This window comes from Nocardia mikamii NBRC 108933, from assembly GCF_001613505.1.
Lineage (GTDB): Bacteria > Actinomycetota > Actinomycetes > Mycobacteriales > Mycobacteriaceae > Nocardia > Nocardia mikamii.
Map to the genome: position 1 here is coordinate 75,217 of NZ_BDCM01000027.1, position 20,377 is coordinate 95,593.

20 protein-coding genes and 1 pseudogene are annotated in these 20,377 nt (G+C 63.1%); 10 read left to right on the forward strand and 11 right to left on the reverse strand.

The window, feature by feature from the left end; genetic code table 11:
* Positions 1-149: 149 nt before the first annotated feature.
* From NMI01S_RS32540 to NMI01S_RS35500, 3 genes are all read right to left on the reverse strand, one after another.
* A complete protein-coding gene (locus NMI01S_RS32540) occupies positions 150-1,601 on the reverse strand; it encodes an argonaute/piwi family protein (RefSeq protein WP_063002580.1) in 1,452 nt (483 codons plus the stop codon).
* The gene (locus NMI01S_RS32545; protein WP_063002581.1) at positions 1,598-2,908 is read right to left on the reverse strand and encodes a DUF4365 domain-containing protein; all 1,311 of its coding nucleotides are present in this window, start codon (positions 2,906-2,908) and stop codon (positions 1,598-1,600) included. The genes NMI01S_RS32540 and NMI01S_RS32545 overlap by 4 nt, the downstream gene beginning before the upstream one ends.
* Positions 2,909-3,262: 354 nt before the next feature.
* Positions 3,263-3,529 carry a hypothetical protein gene (locus tag NMI01S_RS35500; protein WP_167669978.1) on the reverse strand — a complete coding sequence of 89 codons (267 nt, stop codon included), beginning with the start codon at positions 3,527-3,529 and terminating at the stop codon, positions 3,263-3,265.
* 132 nt (positions 3,530-3,661) lie between these two features.
* Here NMI01S_RS35500 and NMI01S_RS36135 point away from each other — a divergent pair.
* Together NMI01S_RS36135 and NMI01S_RS32555 are read left to right on the forward strand one after the other, a co-directional pair.
* A pseudogene (locus NMI01S_RS36135) lies at positions 3,662-3,904 on the forward strand (transposase); the annotation flags it as partial.
* 343 nt (positions 3,905-4,247) lie between these two features.
* Positions 4,248-5,054, forward strand: a complete 807-nt coding sequence (locus tag NMI01S_RS32555; protein ID WP_063002582.1) for an IclR family transcriptional regulator — start codon at positions 4,248-4,250, stop codon at positions 5,052-5,054.
* A 4-nt stretch (positions 5,055-5,058) separates the two neighbouring features.
* Here NMI01S_RS32555 and NMI01S_RS32560 read toward each other — a convergent pair whose 3' ends face one another.
* Complete coding sequence (locus NMI01S_RS32560) at positions 5,059-5,853, reverse strand: IclR family transcriptional regulator (protein ID WP_084513455.1); 795 nt, start codon at positions 5,851-5,853, stop codon at positions 5,059-5,061.
* A 102-nt stretch (positions 5,854-5,955) separates the two neighbouring features.
* Between NMI01S_RS32560 and NMI01S_RS32565 the strand changes: the two genes are divergently transcribed.
* The 5 genes from NMI01S_RS32565 to NMI01S_RS32585 all read left to right on the forward strand — a co-directional run bounded on the left by NMI01S_RS32565 (position 5,956) and on the right by NMI01S_RS32585 (position 10,323).
* The gene (locus tag NMI01S_RS32565) at positions 5,956-6,753 is read left to right on the forward strand and encodes a 2-keto-4-pentenoate hydratase (RefSeq protein ID WP_063002584.1); all 798 of its coding nucleotides are present in this window, start codon (positions 5,956-5,958) and stop codon (positions 6,751-6,753) included.
* On the forward strand, positions 6,750-7,556 hold the full coding sequence (locus NMI01S_RS32570) for a 2-keto-4-pentenoate hydratase (protein WP_063002585.1): 807 nt from the start codon (positions 6,750-6,752) through the stop codon (positions 7,554-7,556). Before NMI01S_RS32565 ends, NMI01S_RS32570 begins: the two co-directional genes overlap by 4 nt.
* A gap of 4 nt (positions 7,557-7,560) precedes the next feature.
* Complete coding sequence (locus NMI01S_RS32575) at positions 7,561-7,758, forward strand: tautomerase family protein (protein WP_063002586.1); 198 nt, start codon at positions 7,561-7,563, stop codon at positions 7,756-7,758.
* 117 nt (positions 7,759-7,875) lie between these two features.
* A complete protein-coding gene (locus NMI01S_RS32580; protein ID WP_063002587.1) occupies positions 7,876-9,144 on the forward strand; it encodes an acyl-CoA dehydrogenase family protein in 1,269 nt (422 codons plus the stop codon).
* A 186-nt stretch (positions 9,145-9,330) separates the two neighbouring features.
* A complete protein-coding gene (locus NMI01S_RS32585) occupies positions 9,331-10,323 on the forward strand; it encodes an AraC-like ligand-binding domain-containing protein (RefSeq protein ID WP_063002588.1) in 993 nt (330 codons plus the stop codon).
* 64 nt (positions 10,324-10,387) lie between these two features.
* Here NMI01S_RS32585 and NMI01S_RS32590 read toward each other — a convergent pair whose 3' ends face one another.
* The 5 genes from NMI01S_RS32590 to NMI01S_RS32610 form a co-directional block, all read right to left on the reverse strand.
* Positions 10,388-11,551, reverse strand: a complete 1,164-nt coding sequence (locus NMI01S_RS32590) for an NAD(P)/FAD-dependent oxidoreductase (protein ID WP_063002589.1) — start codon at positions 11,549-11,551, stop codon at positions 10,388-10,390.
* A gap of 3 nt (positions 11,552-11,554) precedes the next feature.
* A complete protein-coding gene (locus tag NMI01S_RS32595; protein ID WP_063002590.1) occupies positions 11,555-11,749 on the reverse strand; it encodes a ferredoxin in 195 nt (64 codons plus the stop codon).
* Positions 11,750-11,798: 49 nt separating this feature from the next.
* Entirely contained in the window at positions 11,799-13,022 is a 1,224-nt protein-coding gene (locus tag NMI01S_RS32600) for a cytochrome P450 (RefSeq protein ID WP_063002591.1), read from the reverse strand.
* A 42-nt stretch (positions 13,023-13,064) separates the two neighbouring features.
* Positions 13,065-13,883, reverse strand: a complete 819-nt coding sequence (locus NMI01S_RS32605; RefSeq protein WP_063002592.1) for an alpha/beta hydrolase — start codon at positions 13,881-13,883, stop codon at positions 13,065-13,067.
* 285 nt (positions 13,884-14,168) lie between these two features.
* Entirely contained in the window at positions 14,169-15,260 is a 1,092-nt protein-coding gene (locus NMI01S_RS32610; RefSeq protein ID WP_063002593.1) for a VOC family protein, read from the reverse strand.
* A gap of 496 nt (positions 15,261-15,756) precedes the next feature.
* Here NMI01S_RS32610 and NMI01S_RS32615 point away from each other — a divergent pair, with 496 nt between their 5' ends.
* The 3 genes from NMI01S_RS32615 to NMI01S_RS32625 all read left to right on the forward strand — a co-directional run bounded on the left by NMI01S_RS32615 (position 15,757) and on the right by NMI01S_RS32625 (position 19,377).
* The gene (locus NMI01S_RS32615; protein WP_063002594.1) at positions 15,757-16,635 is read left to right on the forward strand and encodes an acetaldehyde dehydrogenase (acetylating); all 879 of its coding nucleotides are present in this window, start codon (positions 15,757-15,759) and stop codon (positions 16,633-16,635) included.
* Positions 16,632-17,669, forward strand: a complete 1,038-nt coding sequence (gene dmpG, locus NMI01S_RS32620) for a 4-hydroxy-2-oxovalerate aldolase (RefSeq protein ID WP_063002595.1) — start codon at positions 16,632-16,634, stop codon at positions 17,667-17,669. Before NMI01S_RS32615 ends, dmpG begins: the two co-directional genes overlap by 4 nt.
* Positions 17,670-17,907: 238 nt before the next feature.
* Positions 17,908-19,377, forward strand: coding sequence for an aldehyde dehydrogenase (locus NMI01S_RS32625; protein ID WP_063002596.1), 1,470 nt, complete (start codon positions 17,908-17,910; stop codon positions 19,375-19,377).
* Positions 19,378-19,618: 241 nt separating this feature from the next.
* On the opposite strand, the gene NMI01S_RS32630 is transcribed toward NMI01S_RS32625, so the two are convergent.
* Both NMI01S_RS32630 and NMI01S_RS32635 read right to left on the reverse strand, forming a co-directional pair.
* Entirely contained in the window at positions 19,619-20,029 is a 411-nt protein-coding gene (locus NMI01S_RS32630) for an SCP2 sterol-binding domain-containing protein (protein ID WP_063002597.1), read from the reverse strand.
* 71 nt (positions 20,030-20,100) lie between these two features.
* The gene (locus NMI01S_RS32635) at positions 20,101-20,295 is read right to left on the reverse strand and encodes a ferredoxin (RefSeq protein WP_063002598.1); all 195 of its coding nucleotides are present in this window, start codon (positions 20,293-20,295) and stop codon (positions 20,101-20,103) included.
* Positions 20,296-20,377 lie beyond the last annotated feature (82 nt).

A 20,377-nucleotide genomic window follows, 5' to 3' on the forward strand; every position in this document is an offset into this window, starting at 1 on the left:
TGATCGACTCCTGCTCCTGCGGCAAAGATTCGTTGCCAAAATTCCGTAACGACCTCGTCGTACAGCGCCGCTAGAGCGCTAGTAGCCCTCGATCTGTCAAGGACCCAGCCCTGAACCGTAGGAGGGCCGAGCTGTGGCCGATGGGCGGTCTACATGTAGTAGGCGTACCTGGTGGCGGCGCGTGTGCCCTCTGGCACATGCTTGAGGATGGCGCCGACGCGGTAGGCGGTTCGTAGTGTGAGCGGGTCACGTTCATCGAGCTGCGCGTTGTTCCAATTCATCTTCGATAACGCGAGTATGTCGGTGCCTGCCTCGAGCAGGTCGGTGCTCGGCGACATGGTCTGGATCAGCAGAGGCTGCGGGACGTACATGCCGGGGTAAGTGTGGAAGTACGGCACTGATCCGCGGGTGTAGAGAAGGAGCGAGCGTTCATCCAACTGGACTGAGGTACCGCGCAATGGTGGGAGCTGCCCTGTACGGAAAAGGTGCGGGGCGCCGCGCCGTTGTATCCACACCATCTCCAGATGATCGATCTCGCGCTCGTCGGCTGTGGCGCGAAATCCCTCCGCCTCATCGTCTGTGAAGCTGGAGGTCTTGTGGATGACAATGCGCGCGGGCTGATGGCTGTGAGTACTGCGGTACTCGGCCAGCGCTTCGATAAGCAGGCGCCTCGCGGCGTCATGAGCGAGGTGGGGCTGGCGGTCGGTCTTGGAAATCTGGGCCGTACCGCCCCGCACAACGACGCCGTCGCCGCGTTCGTTGAAGACCTGTGCGACGGCGGTGTGCAGATCCTGGCCATCAGAAGCGCGGTAGAAGCTGATGCCGACGTAGCAGGTCGCCAGATCTGAGCTGTGACGGCGCATACGCCAGGGAGTACCACCGGCTTTGTAGTACAAGGCGATGTGCAAGTTCCACGCCCTGGTGGCCTCGTCTTGCAGCGGCCGGACTAGCTGACCGTTCTTGGCCGGAATCCCGGTCCAGGTTTCCTTGCGCATCAACTGCAGCGGCGCTCCCAGCGTGAGGCCCGAAGCTTTCAACAGGTCATGAAAGTCTCCGCCGCTCTTGCGTTCTGCGGCCTCCTCGTCGTACTCGGCACCATCGTCCTCGGTTGCCGGCGGCCGTGTCTCGCGGTCCAACAGTTCTTCGGGCCGGGCACAGACGATAACCCGGCAGCGCCCGGTCTCGGCGAGCGACCGCGCGGCATCAGCGTAGATCTCGACCGCTTCGGTCGTAGCGGATGTGATGCCAGCGCGCGCGAGCCGGCGAAGCTGACGTTCGGGGATCTCCCGAACCAGCGCTTCGTCGAACACGAGTTCGGCTCCAAACTCGCCTTCGAGGTTGAATCCTGGAAAGGGCTGGTGCAGATTCTCCTGGCCAGGTTTGGTGTCTCTAGCCTCGATCCGGTCTCGACAGCGCTGCAGCCAAGTGCGGATGCCGTCAATCGCCTGGGCAGGGCCGATCAGGGCGATCGGAATCCGATGCGGCGCAGACGGAGAGTCGGCGTCGGCGGGTCCGTACACGCTGATGCCATAACGAGGATCAATGTGGCGGTTTCCGGCACGGAACTCCAGCTCCGGTTCGTGCAACACGCAGGCTTTCACGCCGGCAACTCCCACAATCCCTCGATGAGTCCGGCCGCGTTGGTCCGCGCAGCCAGTTGCTGTGGGACCCATACGTTCTCGTCGATCGCCGCGTCGCAGTCCAGCTCCAATAACTGGCCGAACCGGATGCGCTCGTCCCTAGTCGCGAGCAGAGTGTCCTCGCCTTGCAGATAGTCAGCCCAGGCACGCACCAGTTGGTAAACAGCGTTATTGCGCTCCATGCGCTTGATCTTCTTGACGTATTCGGCGTCGTACAACGAGTCGCGGCGCCCATCGATAGTGAAGTGATAGGTCGGGTTGATCTCCAGATACCATTGGCCACCCCAGCACCGAAAGCGGAGGTCCGCCGCGTAATGGCGACAATACTTCGTCTTCGTATCGTCGTCCTTGCTCTTGTACGGTGCGAAGAAATTGCGCCCCTTCGCACCCTGGTAGCGGCCCTTGATCTTGCGATTGGAGCCGTCCCGCGGTGCCTGCATGTAGACGACCTTCTTCCCGGGGTGCCAGACCAGGTCAGGATGGTGGGCCGACCGCAGGGTGAAGTTGAGCAGAGAAACGAAGCGGCGCCGCAGCGCCAAATCGTCGGAATTGGACCAGGTCTCGGTCACGATGGGGGTCGCCGGTCCGTCACACAGCACGGCCAGCGGGCCCCGATCAAGGGGGCACATCGAGTAGATCTTCCCACCCGAGAGCAGGAAGCCTGCCTCGAACTCGTTGTTGGCACGCATCCGCTCCCAGGCATCTCCACGGTCGCGGCATGGTGTGGAAGCCTCGTAGATCATCGGCGCGAAGCCGTCGACCACGAGCAGGTTGGACACGAGGCGTTCGCTACCCTCCAGTCGCGGCAGCGGTTCCCCGATCGGTACGCCGAGGGCCGAAAGTGTGCTGAACGCATCGAGGTCGAAACAGTCGGTGGCTTTGTCGAACCGTACGACCCTGCGTGCGCGATGTTCAGGGTCGGCGAACCAGGTATCAACGCGCTTCCACCACGCCCGGTCGACACGCAGGTCGACGCAGATCAGCACGACCGGCCTGCCCAGCCGTGTCCAGTAGGCGATGTGGTCGGCATCGCAACGGAAGTTGAACCCGGCCGCCGAGTCGCCGGAGAACCCGACCTCGGTGGCCTTCACCTGGGCGAGGACGGCAACACCGGTGACCTCCCGATCGGCGTCCACGAACTCGATCTGCCCGTCGATGGCAAAGTCACGCTTGGTGTCGTTCCATATGTGCCCAGCGTCGGACACCGCCTTGGCGACGAACGCCTCGCCCCGGTATCCGGCGCGTTGCTGCACGCTGCGTTTCGGCATCCGATCACCGCATCCTGACGAGAGCAGACGACCGCGCCGCTTCCACTCTGCATTCGTTGAGTCGATCCCGTCGAGCGCCGCCGCTATCCCACGCCATCCTCTGATCCCTTCACGGTGAAGCGGGCACGATGCCTTCCAGCGTAGGTGAGCGCACCGACAACTCCCGGCTGGTCAATTCCGACACCACACCGGGCGGCATTGAGACGGGACGCATGCAACACCCGCCTGACCGATATGACTCCGATAGACACCCCAGGTCGTTTCAGGCCGGGTCTACTACAACGGCAAACGAGCCGCCGGGAAGACATCTACGGAATCGATGCGGGCAGCCAAACGCCGCTTGTCGAACCTGGTCTACAACCGCATGCTCTCTGACCAGCGACGCCGCGATACGGCAAGCCCGGGATGCCATTCGGGAACGTGGTTGTGGATAGAGCACTCGCCGAACCTTCGCAGGAACTGGTCGACCAGGTCGGGATCGGCTGGCGTGCGGACCGAGTCGATATCAGGGAACAGAACGTCGAACACCGGTCCCACGCGATCGACGGCCTCGGCAGACCAGACCGGCTGCGGCAAACCGAGAATCGTGGCGGACCCGAATTTCTGCAGTTGCGCCGACATCTGATGAAACCACTGCCGCTACTTAGCCGGCCCGGGTGGCACCCGCCGCTCGATCGGCGTCAGCTCGAGATCGCCGAAATCCAAACCCATCTGTTCGTCGCTCACGTCGTGATCGGCTCCACGTCTCGGGGGATTCCACAGGTCCGTGCCGATGACCTGCCAGCACTGCACTCGTTCGTCACCGGCCTCGAACACGACTTCGCCGCCCTCGCCGCCGGGCTCACCCTGCCCTGGAGCAACGGGCCCACGGAGGGCACCGTCAATAAGCTCAAGCACCAGAAACGCCAATGCTTCGGCCGCGCCAAGCTCGATCTTCTACGCAAGCGCCTGCTGCTCACCCACGCCACCGTCGATCAGCAGACCTCGGCGAAATGATCACGGTTTGTACGCCAGAACCCTTCCTCCTGGCAACCGACACCACTCGCATCTAATTCGGCCGTCGCACGCTTGGGCGTCAGTGCAGAAAGCCTCCCGCCCGCGCAGACAATCGGAGTTTCAGCCGCTCTCGGCACCTCTTGGCATGCGCAATCAGCTAGAACCTCCGGGGCCGGGTGCCGACGCAGAAAGCGACATCGCGGTTTCCTATCTGCAGAAGCCGATCAACGCTAATCTCAACCGTGCCGTTCAGCGGCACAGCAAGTTGGACGACAATGTGAGCTGACGCACATACTCGGAGTGTGGCGGCGCAATCGGTCGTCTCGAAGTGAAAGGAAGTGTCGTGGCCCCTCTCCAAACGGTTCAGAAGATCGGTCCTGTTCTGGACTTGTTTACCGTGTCCCGGCCGGAGTGGGGGGCATCCGAAGTTGCGGCCGCCATCGATGTACCCCGTTCGAGTGCACATGCCCTGCTGTCTTCCCTGGTCGATACCGGATTACTGCAGTGCCGCAACCGTGGACGGTATCGCATCGGATGGCGGGTCGTGGAGCTGAACCAGACACTCAAAGGAACCGTGGACGTCAGGTCGTGCGCCTCTCCTGTCTTGCAGGATCTCGCGCACAAGTACGGCGAGACCACCCACCTGGCTGTCATGGAGCGGTACCGCGTGCTCTACATCGACAAAGTGCTGGGCAATCACGTCATAAACGTGGCCGGAGCGCGAGTCGGCGCACACCTCGAGCCACATTGCAGTGCTGTCGGAAAACTGCTGCTCGCGCAATGCGATCCCGGCGAGATCGAACGCAACATCACCAACAAACCGCTGCGGAGATTGACGCCGTCCACGATCACCAATCCGGCCGCCCTCGCGCAGGAGTTGCGGTCCGTGCTGCGTTCCGGCTGCGCCTTCGACACAGGCGAGGCGGTGCCCGAGGTCTACTGCGTGGCGGCACCCGTCCGCGACGAAATGGGGTTGGTGGTCGCGGCGGTGAGCATGAGTGTGCCAGCCAGCCGGTTTGTGCCAGCTCAGGCGGAATTCAAAAAAGCCGTCATCGCGGCCGGTGCCGAGATCTCGCGGGCGATCGCGAACTCTGCAGACCCGCTACTCCAGACGGAGCGAGACGACCCGACAGTCGCGGCCGCGAGCTGACGACTCAGCTCGACTGCATCGACAAGTATCGCGACAGACTCAGGGCTGCAGTCCGTACAGCGGCCGCCGAATGGTCGAGGTTGACGCGGGTGTGCCACCCGGAGACTGAGATCCCTGCAACGACTTGCCCATGAAGGCCGAACACAGGGCTGGCTACACACGCCACACCGGCACGCGACTCCTCCAGGTCGTACGCCACTCCGCGCTCGCGAATCCGGGCAAGTTCCGCGGCGAACAGCCCTGGTATCACGATAGTCCGCTCGCTCAGGCGAGGGAGTCCAGCGGTGAGGATCTGCTCGACGACACTCTGTTCTGAGAACGCGAGGATCGCCTTGCCTATGCCGGTGCCGTGAGCCGGCCACCGACCGCCCATACGAGTCGGTAGGGCCGGAGCGTTCGGGCTGTGCAGAACTTCTAGGTACACCACGCTGTCACCGTCCAGGACGGCGAAGTGCACGGAATGCCCAGTTGCCTCCTGCAGGTCCGCCATAAACGGACGAGCAGCCTCACGCAGGTCGCGTTGGCGGGGCACGTGCTGCCCGAGTTCGAACAACTTGAGGCCGAGCCGGTAACAGCCGCCCTCCCGCTCAAGGAGTTTCGCGGCATGCAATGCCTTGAGCATCCGCTGCACGCTCGACTTCGGCAGTCCACACCGGCGAGCGATCTCTGAGACTCCGAGTGCGGTGTCGGCGGCACCAAGGACATCCAGCACCGCGACCGCGCGGGCGACGGAGCCGGCCTCACCGGTTACAGCCGACCGCGACATCCTGTGCCGCTCATCGGCACGATCGTCTTGCATATCGCCCCATCCTGCCCGAGGGTGAGAGGTCAGTGCAACAGGTCACATCTCTGCAGGGCCGCGACAGCGGTGCAGGGACGTTCGCAGAAAGCCCGAGGTCACATGTCCACCGACGAGGTCCACGCAGCCGCGCAACGGCTGCTGGCGGCGTATCGCAGCAGCACACCGATCGGCCCTTTGACTCCCGAGTTCCCGGGAGCGGAATTGTCGACCGCATACCGCATCGCGCAGGCACAGGTCGAGCAGTGGGAAAAGGACGGTGACACCGTCAAGGGCCACAAGGTCGGTCTCGCATCCGCGGCCATTCAACGCCAGATGGGTGTCGACCAGCCCGACTTCGGTCACCTGACGGCGAGCATGTTCCATCTGGAGCACCATCCGATTCCGGCTTCGACCTATATCCAGCCACGAATCGAGCCGGAGATCGCATTCATCCTCGGCCGTTCGCTGACGGGTCCGGGCGTCACCATCGCCGACGCGGTTCGTGCCGTCGAATTCGTGCTTCCGGCACTCGAGATCGTCGACTCGCGGATCACCGACTGGAAGATCGGCATCTTCGATACCATCGCCGACAACGCATCTTCCGGTGGGGTCGTACTCGGCAGCCGACCAGTGCTGCTACGCGACATCGACCTGCGCTTGTGCGGCTGCACGTTGCACATCAACGGCGAGTTGATGGCTACCGGAGCCGGGGGCGCCGTGCTGGGTTCTCCGCTCAATTCGCTGGTGTGGCTGGCCAACACCGTCGGTCCCCTCGGCGTGACTCTCGAACCCGGCCACGTCGTGCTACCCGGGTCGATGACCCAGGCTTTCCCGATTTCGCCGGGCGATTCCATCGTGGCGACGATGAACGGGCTCGGCACCGTATCCGCCATTCTCGGAGAGCGAGCAGAACAATGATCGACGAACAGCAAAAGTCCGAACAGCGATGGAGCGCCGGTCGCGTCGCCGATACCCTTCTCACCGCCGAGGGCACCGCCACCTCCCGCACCTCGCTGTCCGCCGAGTGGCCCGGGCTGACCTTATCCGTCGCCTATGAGGCACAAGACATCGCTCTCGGCGCACGCAAGGCCCGTGGTGAGAGAGTCACCGGCATCAAGTTGGGGCTCACCTCCCGCGCAAAGCAGCGGCAAATGGGCGTCGACGCTCCCTCGGTGGCCTGGCTGACAGACGCGATGGTGTTGCCCGCCGGGGATCCGATCCCCCGGACCCGGCTCATCCAACCGCGGGCGGAACCGGAGATCGCGTTCGTGATGGGCCGCAGGCTGGCCGGCCCCGGGATCACCGCTGCAGAGGCGCTGACGGCAGTCGACCGAGTGGTCGGCGCGATCGAGATCATCGACAGCCGCTACGCCGGATTCAAATTTACTCTCGAAGATGCTGTCGCAGATAACAATTCGTCGGGTGTGTATGTCACGGGGCCCGTACTGCGGCGTCCCGAGGATCTCGATCTCGCACTCGAGGCGTGCCTGCTCGAGGTCGATGGGCAGGTCCTCGACACCGCGACCGGCGCGGCCGTGCAGGGCCATCCTGCCGAGGCACTGGCGTTCGCGGCGAATACCTTGGCCGAACGTGGACACGTCATCGAAGCCGGATGGACCGTATTGACCGGCGGTATGACCGACGCCATCGCAGTCACCCCCGGTGCCCGGGTTGCCGCCCACTTCACCTCGCTCGGCTCCATCACCATCGCAGGAGGATAAAAGCATGCCGTTCATCGACGTCACCATCAGCCTGGGCCGCTCTCCGGAACAGATCCGCACTTTGATCCACGAGCTCACCGATGCAGCCCACCGAGCGATCGACGCACCGAAGGACAACATCCGCGTCGTCGTCCGGGAAGTGCCGGAGACGCACTGGGCGGCCGGCGATGTCACCATCGCAGAGCGCCGCGCGAAGAATTGATCGGCGTGGCCGGACAATATCGAATGGCAGTCGTGCGGCGACCAGCATTGCCGACACCGCGTTGTTCACGGTGGCCGGGAACCGTAGACCAAGAGGGGACAACAGTCCGTCCTTCTTATGGGAGCTCCCGTGACCACAGTTCATGCCGTCGACACTGCGATCAGCACCTTCGACCCTCCACGTGTCGCAGACCGGCTCTACCACGACCTGCTCTCACCACCTGAGATCCAGCAGGTCCGCCACCGGGTACGACAGGTCGCCGTGGACGCGATCGCACCGATTGCCGGCCGCATCGCCCGCGGCGACGAACGTATCGACGGCTTTCCTCGCGACGCCTTCGACTCGCTCGCCTCGGCAGGAATATTTCGTATCCCCTTCGCCGGCGACGTCGGCGGCGAGGATCTGACCCACCGCGCCACCGCGACCGCCGTCGCAGTCGAAGAGCTCGCGTACTACTCCAACAGCGTCGCAGCGATCTTCGATGTGCACTGTATTCTCGCTGGCAACGCGGTCAACCAGGGCACCCCTAAGCAGCGGCGACGGTGGCTCGCACCCGCCGTCGCGGGTGAAATAGTCGGCTCCTTCGCCACCAGCGAGCCGGGCGCCTCGAGCGACCTGTCTCCCAGTGCGGTCACCACCGAGGCCACCGCAACGGCCACCGGCTGGATACTCAACGGCCGCAAGCGATGGATCACCAATTCTGCGGTCGCAACATTCGTCGTCGTTTTGGCACGCACCGGCAACCGGCTGAGCACATTCATTGTGCCGACCGACACCCCGGGCGTCACCATCGGCACACCCGACCGCAAACTGGGCAACAAGGGACAGATCACCGCCGACGTCATCCTCGACGACGTGCATCTGGAGGCCGATGCGTTGCTCGGAGTGGAGGGAGGCGGTCTCAAAATCGCCCTGCAAACCCTCACCTATGGGCGGATCGGTATTGCAGCAGCCGGAGTAGGGATGGCGCAAGCCGCGTTCGACCACACCGCCGCTCACCTCTCGCGCAGGTATGCCTTCGGCGGCCCCCTCGCCGGAAAGCAGCACTGGCAGTTTTTGATGGCGGAGCGGGCCACGGCCATCGAATGCGCGCGCGATCTCTACCTCAAGGCGGCGCTGCGCCTGGACTCCGGTATTGCGTTCCCTGAGCCTGAGGCCGCGATGGCGAAACTACGCGGCACTGAGATCTCGGTGGACATGGCCCGCGACGCCGTCCAAGCGTTCGGCGGGCTCGGCTTCACTCAGTCACTCGGCGCGGACGATACCGAGGGCCCGGTAGAGGCGTTCTATCGCGACAGCAAGATCGGTGAGATCTACGAAGGTGCGAACGAGGTTCAGAAGTGGGTGCTCGCCCGGCAGATCTTCGGGCGCGAGATCACCGGCTGACCGGTTGCCGACATGGCCGCGATGCCTCGTGCGCACGGCCATGTCGGCCCCGGCCACACCCGCTTGTGTTCTGGATATCCGGACAATGCCGCCCCTGCGGACACGTCTTGTGTCGGATAACTCCTTCAGCGACGAACGGTAGCCTTGACCGTGTAACACTGCGTTCATCCGAGGAGGTGATCCGCGATGTCAACGTGTGACGAACAGGCCGCCGATACCCTTGAAAAGGCCGCCCCGCCGCTCTCGCGAACTACACCGGCCCGCCGGGAAATGTCCGGAGGCTGTGAATGGTGGACGGATGCCCTCGCTTCGACCTACTGCGAGATGGACCCGCAGTGGCAATCGCCAAAGAGTCGCTTCGAGGCAAAACTGACCACTCAGCAGTTCGGCGACCTATCCCTGAGCACAGTCCGTGCCCACGCGCATTCCGTTCTGCGGACGCCCGCGATGATCGCCGATACCGATTCCGAAGATTACTTCCTTTGCGCGGTGACCGGCGGCCCTGGACGGATCGAACAGCAGGACCGTTCGATATGGCTCGACAAGGGTTCGTTCGCGGTCATCGACGCCGGCCGGCCGTTTAGATTCGACTTTCCCCAACGGTTCGAGCAGATTGTCGTCCGCGTTCCCCGACGCCTTCTGCTTGGACGGATACCCGAACGAGACATCGACCGCGTGACGGTACAACCGGTTTCCGCGGCTTCCGGTGCGGGCATTGTCGTCAGCAGGTTCTTACAGCAACTCGCTGCCATCGATGCCGCTGTACCCGACGCAACGGCCGCCGCACTGTCGGCTTCCGCTCTGGATATGATCGTCACTTCGCTTGCCGATGCGGGTGGCTCGTTCAACCCCACTCAGCAGGCTCACATTGCGGACCTGCATCGCGCGCAATGTCTTTTCAAGGCCCGGCTCCACGATGAGAACCTGTCCATCACCGACGCCGCCGCCGAACTCGGAATTTCGCTTCGCTACATGCAGAAAATATTTCAGAATACAGGTCATACCCCGAGCGAGTGGCTCCTTCGGGCCCGCCTCGAACGCGCTCGAATGATTTTGCTGAGTACTGACACCACGATCAGAGAAGTCGCGACGCGGGTCGGCTTCAAAGATATCTCCCATTTCAGCCGCTCGTTCCGCAATCAATACGGCATCAGCCCGGGGCAGTACCGCCTGCGCTGACCTGCATCACGACTGCGCCGGAGCCCGCCCGTTCGGTCGGACTCCGGCGCCGCCATGTGTGTCGTCAGGCCCTCGTACCGACCCCTGCGAGCGTACGCCGATACTTCAAAAACCCCTTGTTGTCGTTCGCGGTGACTCCCGCCACCAGTCCAGTCTTCGCCATCCCGTCCCAGTTCCACTTGCCTTCGGCTGCGGTGTCCACGGGAACGAAGGTTTCGGCCATCGCGACGAATCCCGCGGCTTTGAAATGCACGTCGTACTGATCGGTCCAGAACGTGGGAATCGGGCTGTAGGGACTCTTTCCCTCGGCCGCCGCGAACAAATTATCGGCCGCGGCCGATCCCATGTCGGCAGCGTTCGACCAATGTTCGATCCGTACTCGTTTGCCGAGACCCCGGTGCGTCCAGGTAGCGACATCACCGACTGCCACGATATCCGGGTGTCCGGACGCGTGACAGAACTCGTCGCATACGACACTGCCCTGGTCCAGCTCGAGACCGGATTCGGCCAGCCAGTCGGTATTGGGTACCGAGCCGAGCGAGAGCAATACCAGGTCGGTATCGAGTACCTGTCCGTTGTCGAGAACAACGCGCTCGACTCGGCTCCCACCGCGAAATTCGGTCACCGAGGTGTTGCACTCGATGTGGACACCGTGATCTCGGTGCAGATTTTCGGCGAACCGACCGATGTCCGGTCCGAGCAGCGGCATCAATGTGCCGGCTCGTTCCACGATGGTGACCGAGTCCACCCCGTTGACGCGCAGGCTGGAAGCTACTTCACAGCCGATGAAGCCACCGCCGATGATGACGACCCGACGTGCGTGCTGAGCCGCCGTATGGAGGGCTATCGCGTCGTCGAGACCGCGGAGTACGTAGAAACCCTCCATTTCCGGCAATCCGGGCAGCGCCCGTGCTCCGCGGCCGGTGGCGATGATCAGTTTGTCGTATCCGATCTCGCCGTCGGCCATACGCAGCCGCCGCTTCTCGACGTCCAGCCCGGTTGCCGCGTTGCCCAAGATCCATTCGAACTCGTCTGTCGCAGTGTCGAATTCGCATTCCGTCGCCGTCATCGTTCCGGCGAGTAACTGCTTCGACAAGGGCGGACGATTGTACGGTCGGTGTTTTTCGTCCCCGACAATGGTGATCAGCTCGGACGTGCCGGTCTCGCGCAGTCGCTGTGCTGCGCGGAGCCCGGCCAGCCCGGCGCCGACGATCACTGTATTCGTCACGGCTCAACCCTCGACCCGGATGGCAGCGACAGGGCAGAGCTTGATCGCGGCGTTGACCTTGCCGCGGAGCTCCTCTGCGGGCGAGGCGTCCAGGAGGACTGCTTCATCCCCGTCGTCGTTCAGGTCGAACACCTCGGGGGCGGCGATGACGCACTCACCGTGCCCGTCGCACATCCCGTACTCGATATGGATCTTCATCTTCTCTTTCCTTCCCTATCCGATAGGGACGACGTCTCGACGTCGGTGTCTAGTCTTTTTTTGCCCAGGTGATGGCCAGTTCCAGCTCACCGAGGCTGCGGATGATGTTGTTCGGCTGATACCGGTATTTCCCGGCGTGAAAGCGTTCGACGTTATCGGCGAGCGTGTTGAACAACGTGATCATTTCCAGGCGTGCCAGCGGCTTGCCTAGGCACGCATGCTTGCCACGCCCCCATCCGAGATGACCGGCCGGGTCGCGAGTGATGTCGAACGAGTCCGGGTTTTCGAACTTGCGCTCGTCGCGATTGGCGGACCCGTACATCACCACGACGCGCGATCCCTCGGGGATTGGGACCCCGGCGATTTCGGTGTCCTTGGTGGCGACGCGGGTGAAGAACTGCAGTGGCGAGGCCAACCGCACGATCTCGGGAATCGCGCTGGTCAGCAGCGACCGGTCGGCGCGCAATCGGTCCCATTGGTCCGGGTTCTGCGCGAACAGCAGCAGGCCGATCCCGATCGCGCTGATGGTGCTGTCGACACTGGGGTAGATGTAGTCGTTCATCACGCCGCGGGCGAAGTCCTCCGGCCAGCCGGCCGCAGCTCCGTTTTTGAACAGCTGGTCGGCCCAGCCGCCCTCACGCACATTGCTGGGGAAGTTCTCGTCGGCGAACTCCATGTACCCCATCATGGTTTCCAGTGCCGGCTGAGTCCGTGGGGCGTGCAGTGGGCCGATGCTGTCGAAGCCTGCCACTCCCCATTTGAACATCTGTTCCTGCGTAACGCCCTCGACGCCAACCAGGTCGGTGACGATTTCGATGGGCATCGCCATCGCCACGTCGGTGACGCCGTCGAGAGTGTCTTTGCCCTTCAGGGTTTCGACCAGGTTCTCGGCAAAGGCCTGCAGCCGCGGCTTGAGCTCTTCGAGCGGCCCCTTTTTGATCGGACATCCCTCCACCTGACGGATCTCGTCGTGGTGGTCGCCCTCGGTCTGCAAGCTCGTCTCGGTGATTCCGTTGAAGAACTGGTTGAACCCCACACCCTCCCGGGAAGTGAAGGTCTCCCAGTCCGATAGCACCGCGGAGACCTCGTCGTAGCGAGCACACGCGTAGTATCCGTACTTCTCGAGCCAGACCACCGGCCCAGCCGCGCGCAGCTTCGCGTAGGTGGGAAATGGGTCGATGAGCACAGCGTCGTCGTGGAGATTGTCGTCGAAACTCGGAATACCGGCCGGCGGCGTCCGGAGCTGCTGTTCGGCCACTGCATCCTGCGTCATTGGTTCTTTCTCCTTATCAATTGTCGAAAGTGGGTTTGGATGTCAGCCGCGAAGGTGCGCCAACAAGAAGGCCGCGGTGATTCCGAGATGATCCGGCTGGTCGAACTGCGGGCCTTCGTGGCCTGCACCGCCGAGGAACAGGAGCGTAGAGCGAGCACCGGTGCTGGTCAGGGCTGAGTGAAGGGCCTCGCTCTGGGTGGACAGTGTGATCCTGTCGTGGTCGCCGTGCGCGATCAGGAACGGTGGCGCCATCGATGTCACTCGGCTGAGCGGGCTGGCCTTCCACGAGTTATCCGAGGGCGCCGCCACCTCGTCTTCGCCGAGCAGGGCGGTCTCGAAAGGCGTTGGTAGAAGGTGGCTTTCGATCCAGCTCCGACCGAAATTGGCAGCGAGGTCCGACGGTCCGAACCAGTGGACCACGGCGTCGACCCGGCTCGACTGATCGAGGTCGTCGCCGACGGTTCCTTCCAGTTCCTCGTCTCCGGCTGTCAGTCCGACCATGGTGGCCAGGTACGCGCCCGCAGAAGCACCCCACACTCCGATCCGGTCGGTAGCGACGCCGAACTGCTTCCCGTGCGCGCGCAGCCACCGAACGACTGCCTTTACGTCGTGAATCGGGTTCGGATACAACGCTTGTGGCGCGAGCCTATAGTTCGCGGACACCACCGCGATTCCGTATGAGGCCAGCCGTGCAAGACGTTCGTCGGCACCGTCCTTCTTGTCTCCGAGCTGCCAGCCTCCCCCATGGAGATAGATCACAGCTGGTGGGTTGTCGATGTCGGGACGGTACACATCGACGGTGATTTCGAAACCGTCGACCTCCGCGACGTGCAGGTCGGACTGCACTTGGACGTCATTCATGAAGGGCCTTCCAGATGTCAGAGATGAGAAACGGCGATCTCGGCCCTTCCGGAACCGATGCCTGTGGCGAAGATCATTCGCGGTTGTTCTTGTGATTCACAACACTACGAGCGGTGTTGTAGGTGCGCCATGGTGTCAGGCGCACATCCTTTGGCATTGAGACGCACGGCGCTGCAGTGGAACGCACGCGGTCGCCGGATGGGCTCGATTCCTGCTCCACACGAGAAAACGCGACGGACTGTGTGGTCCGTCGCGTCTTCTGTGAGATGGTCCGGCCCTATTTCCCTACGCCGTGGGAGCGCCGGCGACTGCTGTGGACCGGTCGATCTCGTTGGGGATCGCCTGGTCGGCGAGGACCGCGTCAGGACTAAGGCCCCCGGGGCCGAAGTGGGAATATTTTTCGATGTGCTGGTCGAGCGACAGAGGGCTCGGGGTCCCATAGGTAAAGTAGGTTTCCCACGGCAACTTAGCGCCGCCGATCGCGAGTCCGGTGTCGATATCGGACATCTGCCAGGTCTTGGTGTCGGCATCGGGATCCAGGTGGAGGTATCCGACCTCACCGAACAACTCGATGCGGTTGCCGCCCGGTTCGAACACATAGAGGAACTGCGCCTGCGTGATGCCGTGCTTGTCGGGACCGGATTCGATGCGGATGTCGTAGTCGCGGAACATCTCCACCGCGTCGATGTTGTGCTGACCGTTGCCGTAGTAGAACGCGAGGTGGTGCATCTTTCCGCGTTCGCCTTGAGCGTCACGCAAGCAGGCGATCTCGTGACCGAGGATGTTTGTACTCATCCAGGCACCGATTTCGGTGGCGCCGTCGACAACGCGTTCAGTAGTGGTGAAACCGAGGTGTCGTTCGAAGGAGTTCTTCACTGCGGTGACATCACTGGCGAGGATGTTGAGGTGGTCGATGCGCTTGACCGGGATACCTTGCAGCGGCTTCTTCGACGGGCGGGTAAGGATTTTGGATTGCAGCTCCGGCGGGGCCTGATACTTCTCGACCTCCCACAGCAGTTCCAGATTGTGTCCATCGGGAGACTGGTATGTGAAGGTCTTGCCGTAACCGAAGTCGCTCTCTCGCCACGAGCCTTCCACGTTGGCGTCTTTGAGCGAGGCGGCACGTCGTTCGAGAGCTTCCGGGGAAGTCGTACGCAGTGCGGCGTGGCCCAGACCTGCCTGCTCCGATTCGGTGACCTTCAGGCTCCACTGGTATGGGTCTTCATACCCACGCAGGTAGACAGACTGCCCCTCGGTGCGGGTGATGTACATGCCCAGGAACTTCGTGAAGAAGTCCACCGTTTCCTGCGGCTTGGGGCTCAGCAGTTCGGCACGGGCGAGATGGGCAATCTCGAACCGAACGCGAGAGTCACTCATGTCGTTCTCCTTTTTCGCGCCGCCATGACCACACGGGCTGCATTCGCCGGGCGGCGATTGTGATGAATACGGGTCCGGGCAGGAATGCAGTCGAACCCTCGCAACCGGCTGTGACCGCAATCGCGGCTCCCACTGCCTGTGGCCTACGACACTACGAGTAGCCCTGCTGGCAAACCATGGCGTCAGGCGCACATTGTGTTGCTTCCACGCGCACCAGGCGCACGCCGGATGTCCGCGAGTGGGAAGCCACCACCACGACCAGGACACTTCGCTGGGGTGGGTCTCCGATTAATCCGGATCGAAATGGTGGGACGAAGGATCGCTGTTCGGCTATACCGGCCAACAGACCCAACCGCTGCAAATCAGTGCTTTTCTTTCGTACGCACAACGATGGGTTGGCAGCCCTATTCCAGCGCCGACCACATGCGCGGGTGCTCCACCACGTTCGACGCACCAGGTTCTGTCGACACCGACCACCATGATCGAGAGGCAAACAATGAGTCGCAAAAGCGCCGCGATTATCGGCTCCGGCAATATCGGAACCGACCTGATGTACAAGCTGCTGCGGTCTGAACACATCGAGCCACGCTTCATGGTGGGCATAGACCCTGCGAGTGAGGGGCTCGCCCGCGCACGGCAGGAAGGCCTCGAAGCCTCCGCTGGCGGACTCGACTGGCTACTCAACCAGACCGAACTGCCCGATATCGTCTTCGAAGCCACCTCCGCGAAGATCCACGCCGCGGCCGCACCTCGCTACGTGGAAGCCGGCATCACCGCGATCGATCTCACCCCCGCGTCAGTCGGCCCGTACGTCGTCCCTGCGGTCAACCTCGACGCCCACTTGAACGCAGCGAATGTGAACATGGTCAGCTGCGCCGGCCAGGCCACCATTCCCATCCTCTACGCCATCAACGAGGTCGCCGACGCCTCCTACGGCGAGATCGTCGCCGCCATCGCGTCGCACAGCGCAGGCCCCGGTACCCGGCAGAATCTCAGCGAATTCAGTGAGAAGACCGGAAAAGCCTTGGCCCAGGTCGCCGGCGCCGACACCGCCAAGGCCATCTCCGTGATCAACCCGGCCGAACCGCCGATGAATATGCGCGACACCGTTTATGCCAGGGTCCGCAACACCGACCCCGCCGCCATCGAGCGCGCTGTGGTCGACATGGTCACCAAGGTCCAGGAGTACGTCCCCGGTTATTCGCTGCGATTCGTCGATGTCGACGGCGACCTGGTCACCGTCATGCTCGAAGTGATCGGCGCCGGTGACTTTTTGCCCACCTATGCCGGCAACCTCGACATCATCACGGCCGCCGCCGTCCAGGTCGCCGACGTCATGGCCCAGCAGAACCTCATCCAGGGAGCAGCACAGTGAGTAGCGCGAAGAAGATAGCGATCGTCGACACCACGCTGCGTGACGGCATGTCCTCCGTCTCGCATCAGTTCACCCCCCAGAACGTTGCCGACATCGCCCGTGGCCTCGACCGCGCCGGCGTCTCCACCATCGAGGTCGCCCACGGTATCGGCCTGGGTGCGTCCTCCATCCAATACGGTTTCGCCGCCGCGACCGATCCCGACTATGTCCGCGCCGCCGTCGACGCAGTCGAGAACGCCGACATTGCCGCGCTTTATGTTCCGGGAATCGCGACGCTTGCCGAACTGCAGAATGCCATTGACGCCGGTATCAAAACGGTCCGCGTCGCCGTCCACTGCACCGAGGCGGACTGCGGTCAGCAGCCCGTGGAATGGGCCAAGCAACAAGGGCTGACGGTGATGACGTTCTTGATGATGAGCCACAAATTGGAACCCGAGCCCCTCGCCGAGCAAGCCGCCAAACTGGACTCCTACGGCGCCGACGTCGTCTACGTTGTCGACTCCGCCGGCGCCATGGTTCCCCAGCATGCGGGTGCCCGAGTTGCCGCCCTTCGCCAGGCCATTACGGCGGGTATCGGATTCCACGCCCACAACAACCTCGGAGTCGGGATCGCCAACGCCCTCGCCGCCGCCGAAAACGGTGCCACCTTCATCGACGGGTCCCTGCGTGGGCTCGGAGCTAGCGCGGGCAACGCCCAGACCGAAGTCCTCGCCGCCGCGTTCGAACGAGCCGGTTGGGATACCGGCGTCGACCTGTTCCCGCTCATCGACACCGCCGAATATGTCGTCGCGCCCCTGATGAAGGAACCCCAAATCGTCGACGAGACGGCCTTGGTGTTGGGTTACGCGGGCGTCTACTCCACGTTCTTCCATCCCACCAAGCGCGCCTCGAAGAAGTTCGATGTCCCGGCCCGCGACATCCTGCTCGAGCTCGGGCGTCGCGGCGTCATCGGTGGGCAGGAAGACATGATCATCGATGTGGCCTCCGAGCTCGCGGGCCGTACCTACGAGACTCCGGCCCTGGCGAAATCCTGACAGAACGTAGGGGGGTGCTGCGGGCCTCGGCCCGCAGCACCCCCCTACGTCGACTTCTGCCGTGCTGTATCCCATGCGCCTGGAGACCACGGGATATGCGTGTGACGCCATGGCTGGAACAAACCCCGGCTCGTAGCGTCGTCAGTCACAAGCAACCGTGTACGACACACAGCGCATTGCCGCGTTCACATCAGGATCGAGAGGCTCCCGCCTCAGTCTGATCCAACAGGAGAGCCTCATGACCGCAACCCCGAAAATTTCCGACGTCAAAAATCTCATCGGTGGCGACTGGCGTCCCGCGTCGGACGGCGCGACATTCGAAACCCGTGATCCGCACGACGGATCGCTACTAGGGACGATCCCCCGCGGTACCGCCGACGACGGCGCCGCCGCGGTCACAGCTGCCCGGCGCGCCTTCGACGAAGGTCCCTGGCCACTGATGTCACCGAAGGATCGAGCGCGGATCCTGCACGCGGTCGCCGACAAGGTCGATGATCACCGTGAGGAACTGGCGCTGCTCGAGACTCGCGACGGCGGCAAGAGCATCAATCAGTCCCTTCACGCGGAGATCCCTCGTGTAGCACACAACCTGCGCTTCTTCGCCGACTACGCATCGATGGCCGCCAACGAGTCCTACCCGGACGGCGACCTGCTCTCCTACGTTCTGTATCCGCCCGCGGGGGTGGTCTCGGCGATCAGTCCCTGGAACGCGCCACTGATGCTCGCTACGTGGAAGATCGCTCCGGCGTTGGCTTTCGGCAACACCGCCGTCCTCAAACCGGCACCACAGACACCGCTGACTGCCAACCGGTTCGCCGAGCTGGCGCTCGAGGCCGGCCTCCCCGAGGGCGTCCTGAACGTGGTGCATGGATTCGGTGGTGAGGCTGTTGCCGGTCCGCTCACCGCAGACCCTCGGGTGGACCGAATCACCTTCACCGGGTCCAGCGCCACCGGCGTGAAGATTTTGCAGGCCGCTGCGGTGAACCACACCCCGGTCTCGGCGGAGATGGGCGGCAAGTCCGCGAATATCGTCTTTGAGGACGCGGATCTCGACATCGCCGTCCCGATGTCGATTCGCGCGATCTTCGGCGGCAACGGGCAGGTATGTCTATCCGGTTCGCGCCTGCTGGTGCAGAACTCGATCATGGAAGAGTTCATCGCGCGGTTCACCGAGCAGACCCGCGCACTGACCGTCGGTGACCCGAAGGATCCGGCGAACTTTCTAGGGCCGCTCATTGAGCAGAAGCACCTCGAGAAGGTGCACAGTTATGTCGAACTGGCTCAGGAGGAAGGCGGGAAGGTGGTTACCGGCGGGGCCCGGCTCACCGACGATGCCCGCGCCCGCGGCTACTACTACCCGCCGACTGTCATCACCGGACTGACCAACCAGTCCCGTACCGCGCGGGAGGAGATCTTCGGGCCGGTCGAGACCATCCTCGGCTTCGATACCGAGGAGGAGGCGATGCGCATCGCCAACGACTCCCCTTACGGCCTCGCCGGCATGCTGTTCACCGAAAACCTCAACCGCGCTCACCGTATGGCCGCCCGATGGAAGGCCGGCACGGTGTGGATCAACACCTTCTTCGAACGTGATCTCCGGCTGCCGTTCGGCGGTGAGGGTATCAGCGGTCTCGGCCGGGAAGGTGGCCAGTACTCGCGCGAGTTCTTCACCGAGCCGCGAGCGGTGACTATTCGTTTGCGCGGCTAGCCTCTGCATAGAGAAGAAATCGTCCGGCGCGGCTAAAGCCGCGTCGGACGATTTCTTGTGTGTGCGTCGTTCACAGATCAGCAGTGGCAGCCGAATCCGCTGCACTGTCGAGACTGCGATACATATGTCGGAGTCAGGTCTGGTGGGGCAGTCGGCAAAAGGCAGAACTCCACGATGGGCCGGTACTTGTACCGGCCCATCGTGGAGTAGATGTCGTCGGGCGTTACCCCGCTGTCGGTGCCTAAGCGATGAGATCCTCGCGGCCGGCATCCTTGAGGTCCTGGATGTAGATCGGGAACAGGAACTTGGTGCTGGGGACCAGCTTCAGCACCTTCATGATCTGTCCCTCAGCCTTGACGGTGCCCTTTGTCAACGCCATTGTCATGTTGAGCTTGCCCTGCCAGAACTTGTTCGCGTTCTCCGAACTCATACGCAGTGTCGCGTTCGGCGTGACGCCCCCTTCCTCGACGCTGGAATAGACCTTGTTGTTGGGCATGTCGAGGACGACTTCGCAGACGGGATCGTGGCAAGCGACGAGCAGAACGGCACCGGTGGCGGTGAGCTTGGGGCCGAGTTTGGGGTCCAGGTAAGCCTTTTCGAAAATTCCCCCGACGAACGTGCGGAGGTCGGCGGGATCGGTGAATGCGGGCATTGCTCTCTGCTTTCTCTAGGGCCGTCGCTGCCAAGGCAGGTGCGGCTTCGGGTGTTGGGCCGAACTCGGGCTCAGCGTGCGATTCGCAACGCCGCGACCGGGCACAATTTGGCCGCCGTTTCAACCTTGTTGAGAAGGGCCTCGGCGGGAGTGTCGTCCAGAACGACCACCTCGTCGCCGTCATCGTTGAGATCGAAGACCTCGGGCGCGGCGATCACGCACTCGCCGTGTCCTTCGCACCGGTCATAGTCGACGATGATGTTCATGGCCGTCTCTTTCTGTCGTACGGATGGCTCAATGGGCTGCGCGCGCTGGGTGCATCCAGTTCACCGGGCAACCATCGTGTTC

Bases quoted from the DNA above. Each gene is read 5' to 3' on its own strand.
- NMI01S_RS32545 (WP_063002581.1), bottom strand. From the start codon at position 2,908: ATGCCGAAACGCAGCGTGCAGCAACGCGCCGGATACCGGGGCGAGGCG.
- NMI01S_RS35500 (WP_167669978.1), bottom strand. From the start codon at position 3,529: ATGTCGGCGCAACTGCAGAAATTCGGGTCCGCCACGATTCTCGGTTTG.
- NMI01S_RS32560 (WP_084513455.1), bottom strand. From the start codon at position 5,853: ATGCAAGACGATCGTGCCGATGAGCGGCACAGGATGTCGCGGTCGGCT.
- NMI01S_RS32565 (WP_063002584.1), top strand. From the start codon at position 5,956: ATGTCCACCGACGAGGTCCACGCAGCCGCGCAACGGCTGCTGGCGGCG.
- NMI01S_RS32570 (WP_063002585.1), top strand. From the start codon at position 6,750: ATGATCGACGAACAGCAAAAGTCCGAACAGCGATGGAGCGCCGGTCGC.
- NMI01S_RS32575 (WP_063002586.1), top strand. From the start codon at position 7,561: ATGCCGTTCATCGACGTCACCATCAGCCTGGGCCGCTCTCCGGAACAG.
- NMI01S_RS32580 (WP_063002587.1), top strand. From the start codon at position 7,876: ATGGGAGCTCCCGTGACCACAGTTCATGCCGTCGACACTGCGATCAGC.
- NMI01S_RS32585 (WP_063002588.1), top strand. From the start codon at position 9,331: ATGTCAACGTGTGACGAACAGGCCGCCGATACCCTTGAAAAGGCCGCC.
- NMI01S_RS32595 (WP_063002590.1), bottom strand. From the start codon at position 11,749: ATGAAGATCCATATCGAGTACGGGATGTGCGACGGGCACGGTGAGTGC.
- NMI01S_RS32600 (WP_063002591.1), bottom strand. From the start codon at position 13,022: ATGACGCAGGATGCAGTGGCCGAACAGCAGCTCCGGACGCCGCCGGCC.
- NMI01S_RS32605 (WP_063002592.1), bottom strand. From the start codon at position 13,883: ATGAATGACGTCCAAGTGCAGTCCGACCTGCACGTCGCGGAGGTCGAC.
- NMI01S_RS32610 (WP_063002593.1), bottom strand. From the start codon at position 15,260: ATGAGTGACTCTCGCGTTCGGTTCGAGATTGCCCATCTCGCCCGTGCC.
- NMI01S_RS32615 (WP_063002594.1), top strand. From the start codon at position 15,757: ATGAGTCGCAAAAGCGCCGCGATTATCGGCTCCGGCAATATCGGAACC.
- NMI01S_RS32625 (WP_063002596.1), top strand. From the start codon at position 17,908: ATGACCGCAACCCCGAAAATTTCCGACGTCAAAAATCTCATCGGTGGC.
- NMI01S_RS32630 (WP_063002597.1), bottom strand. From the start codon at position 20,029: ATGCCCGCATTCACCGATCCCGCCGACCTCCGCACGTTCGTCGGGGGA.
- NMI01S_RS32635 (WP_063002598.1), bottom strand. From the start codon at position 20,295: ATGAACATCATCGTCGACTATGACCGGTGCGAAGGACACGGCGAGTGC.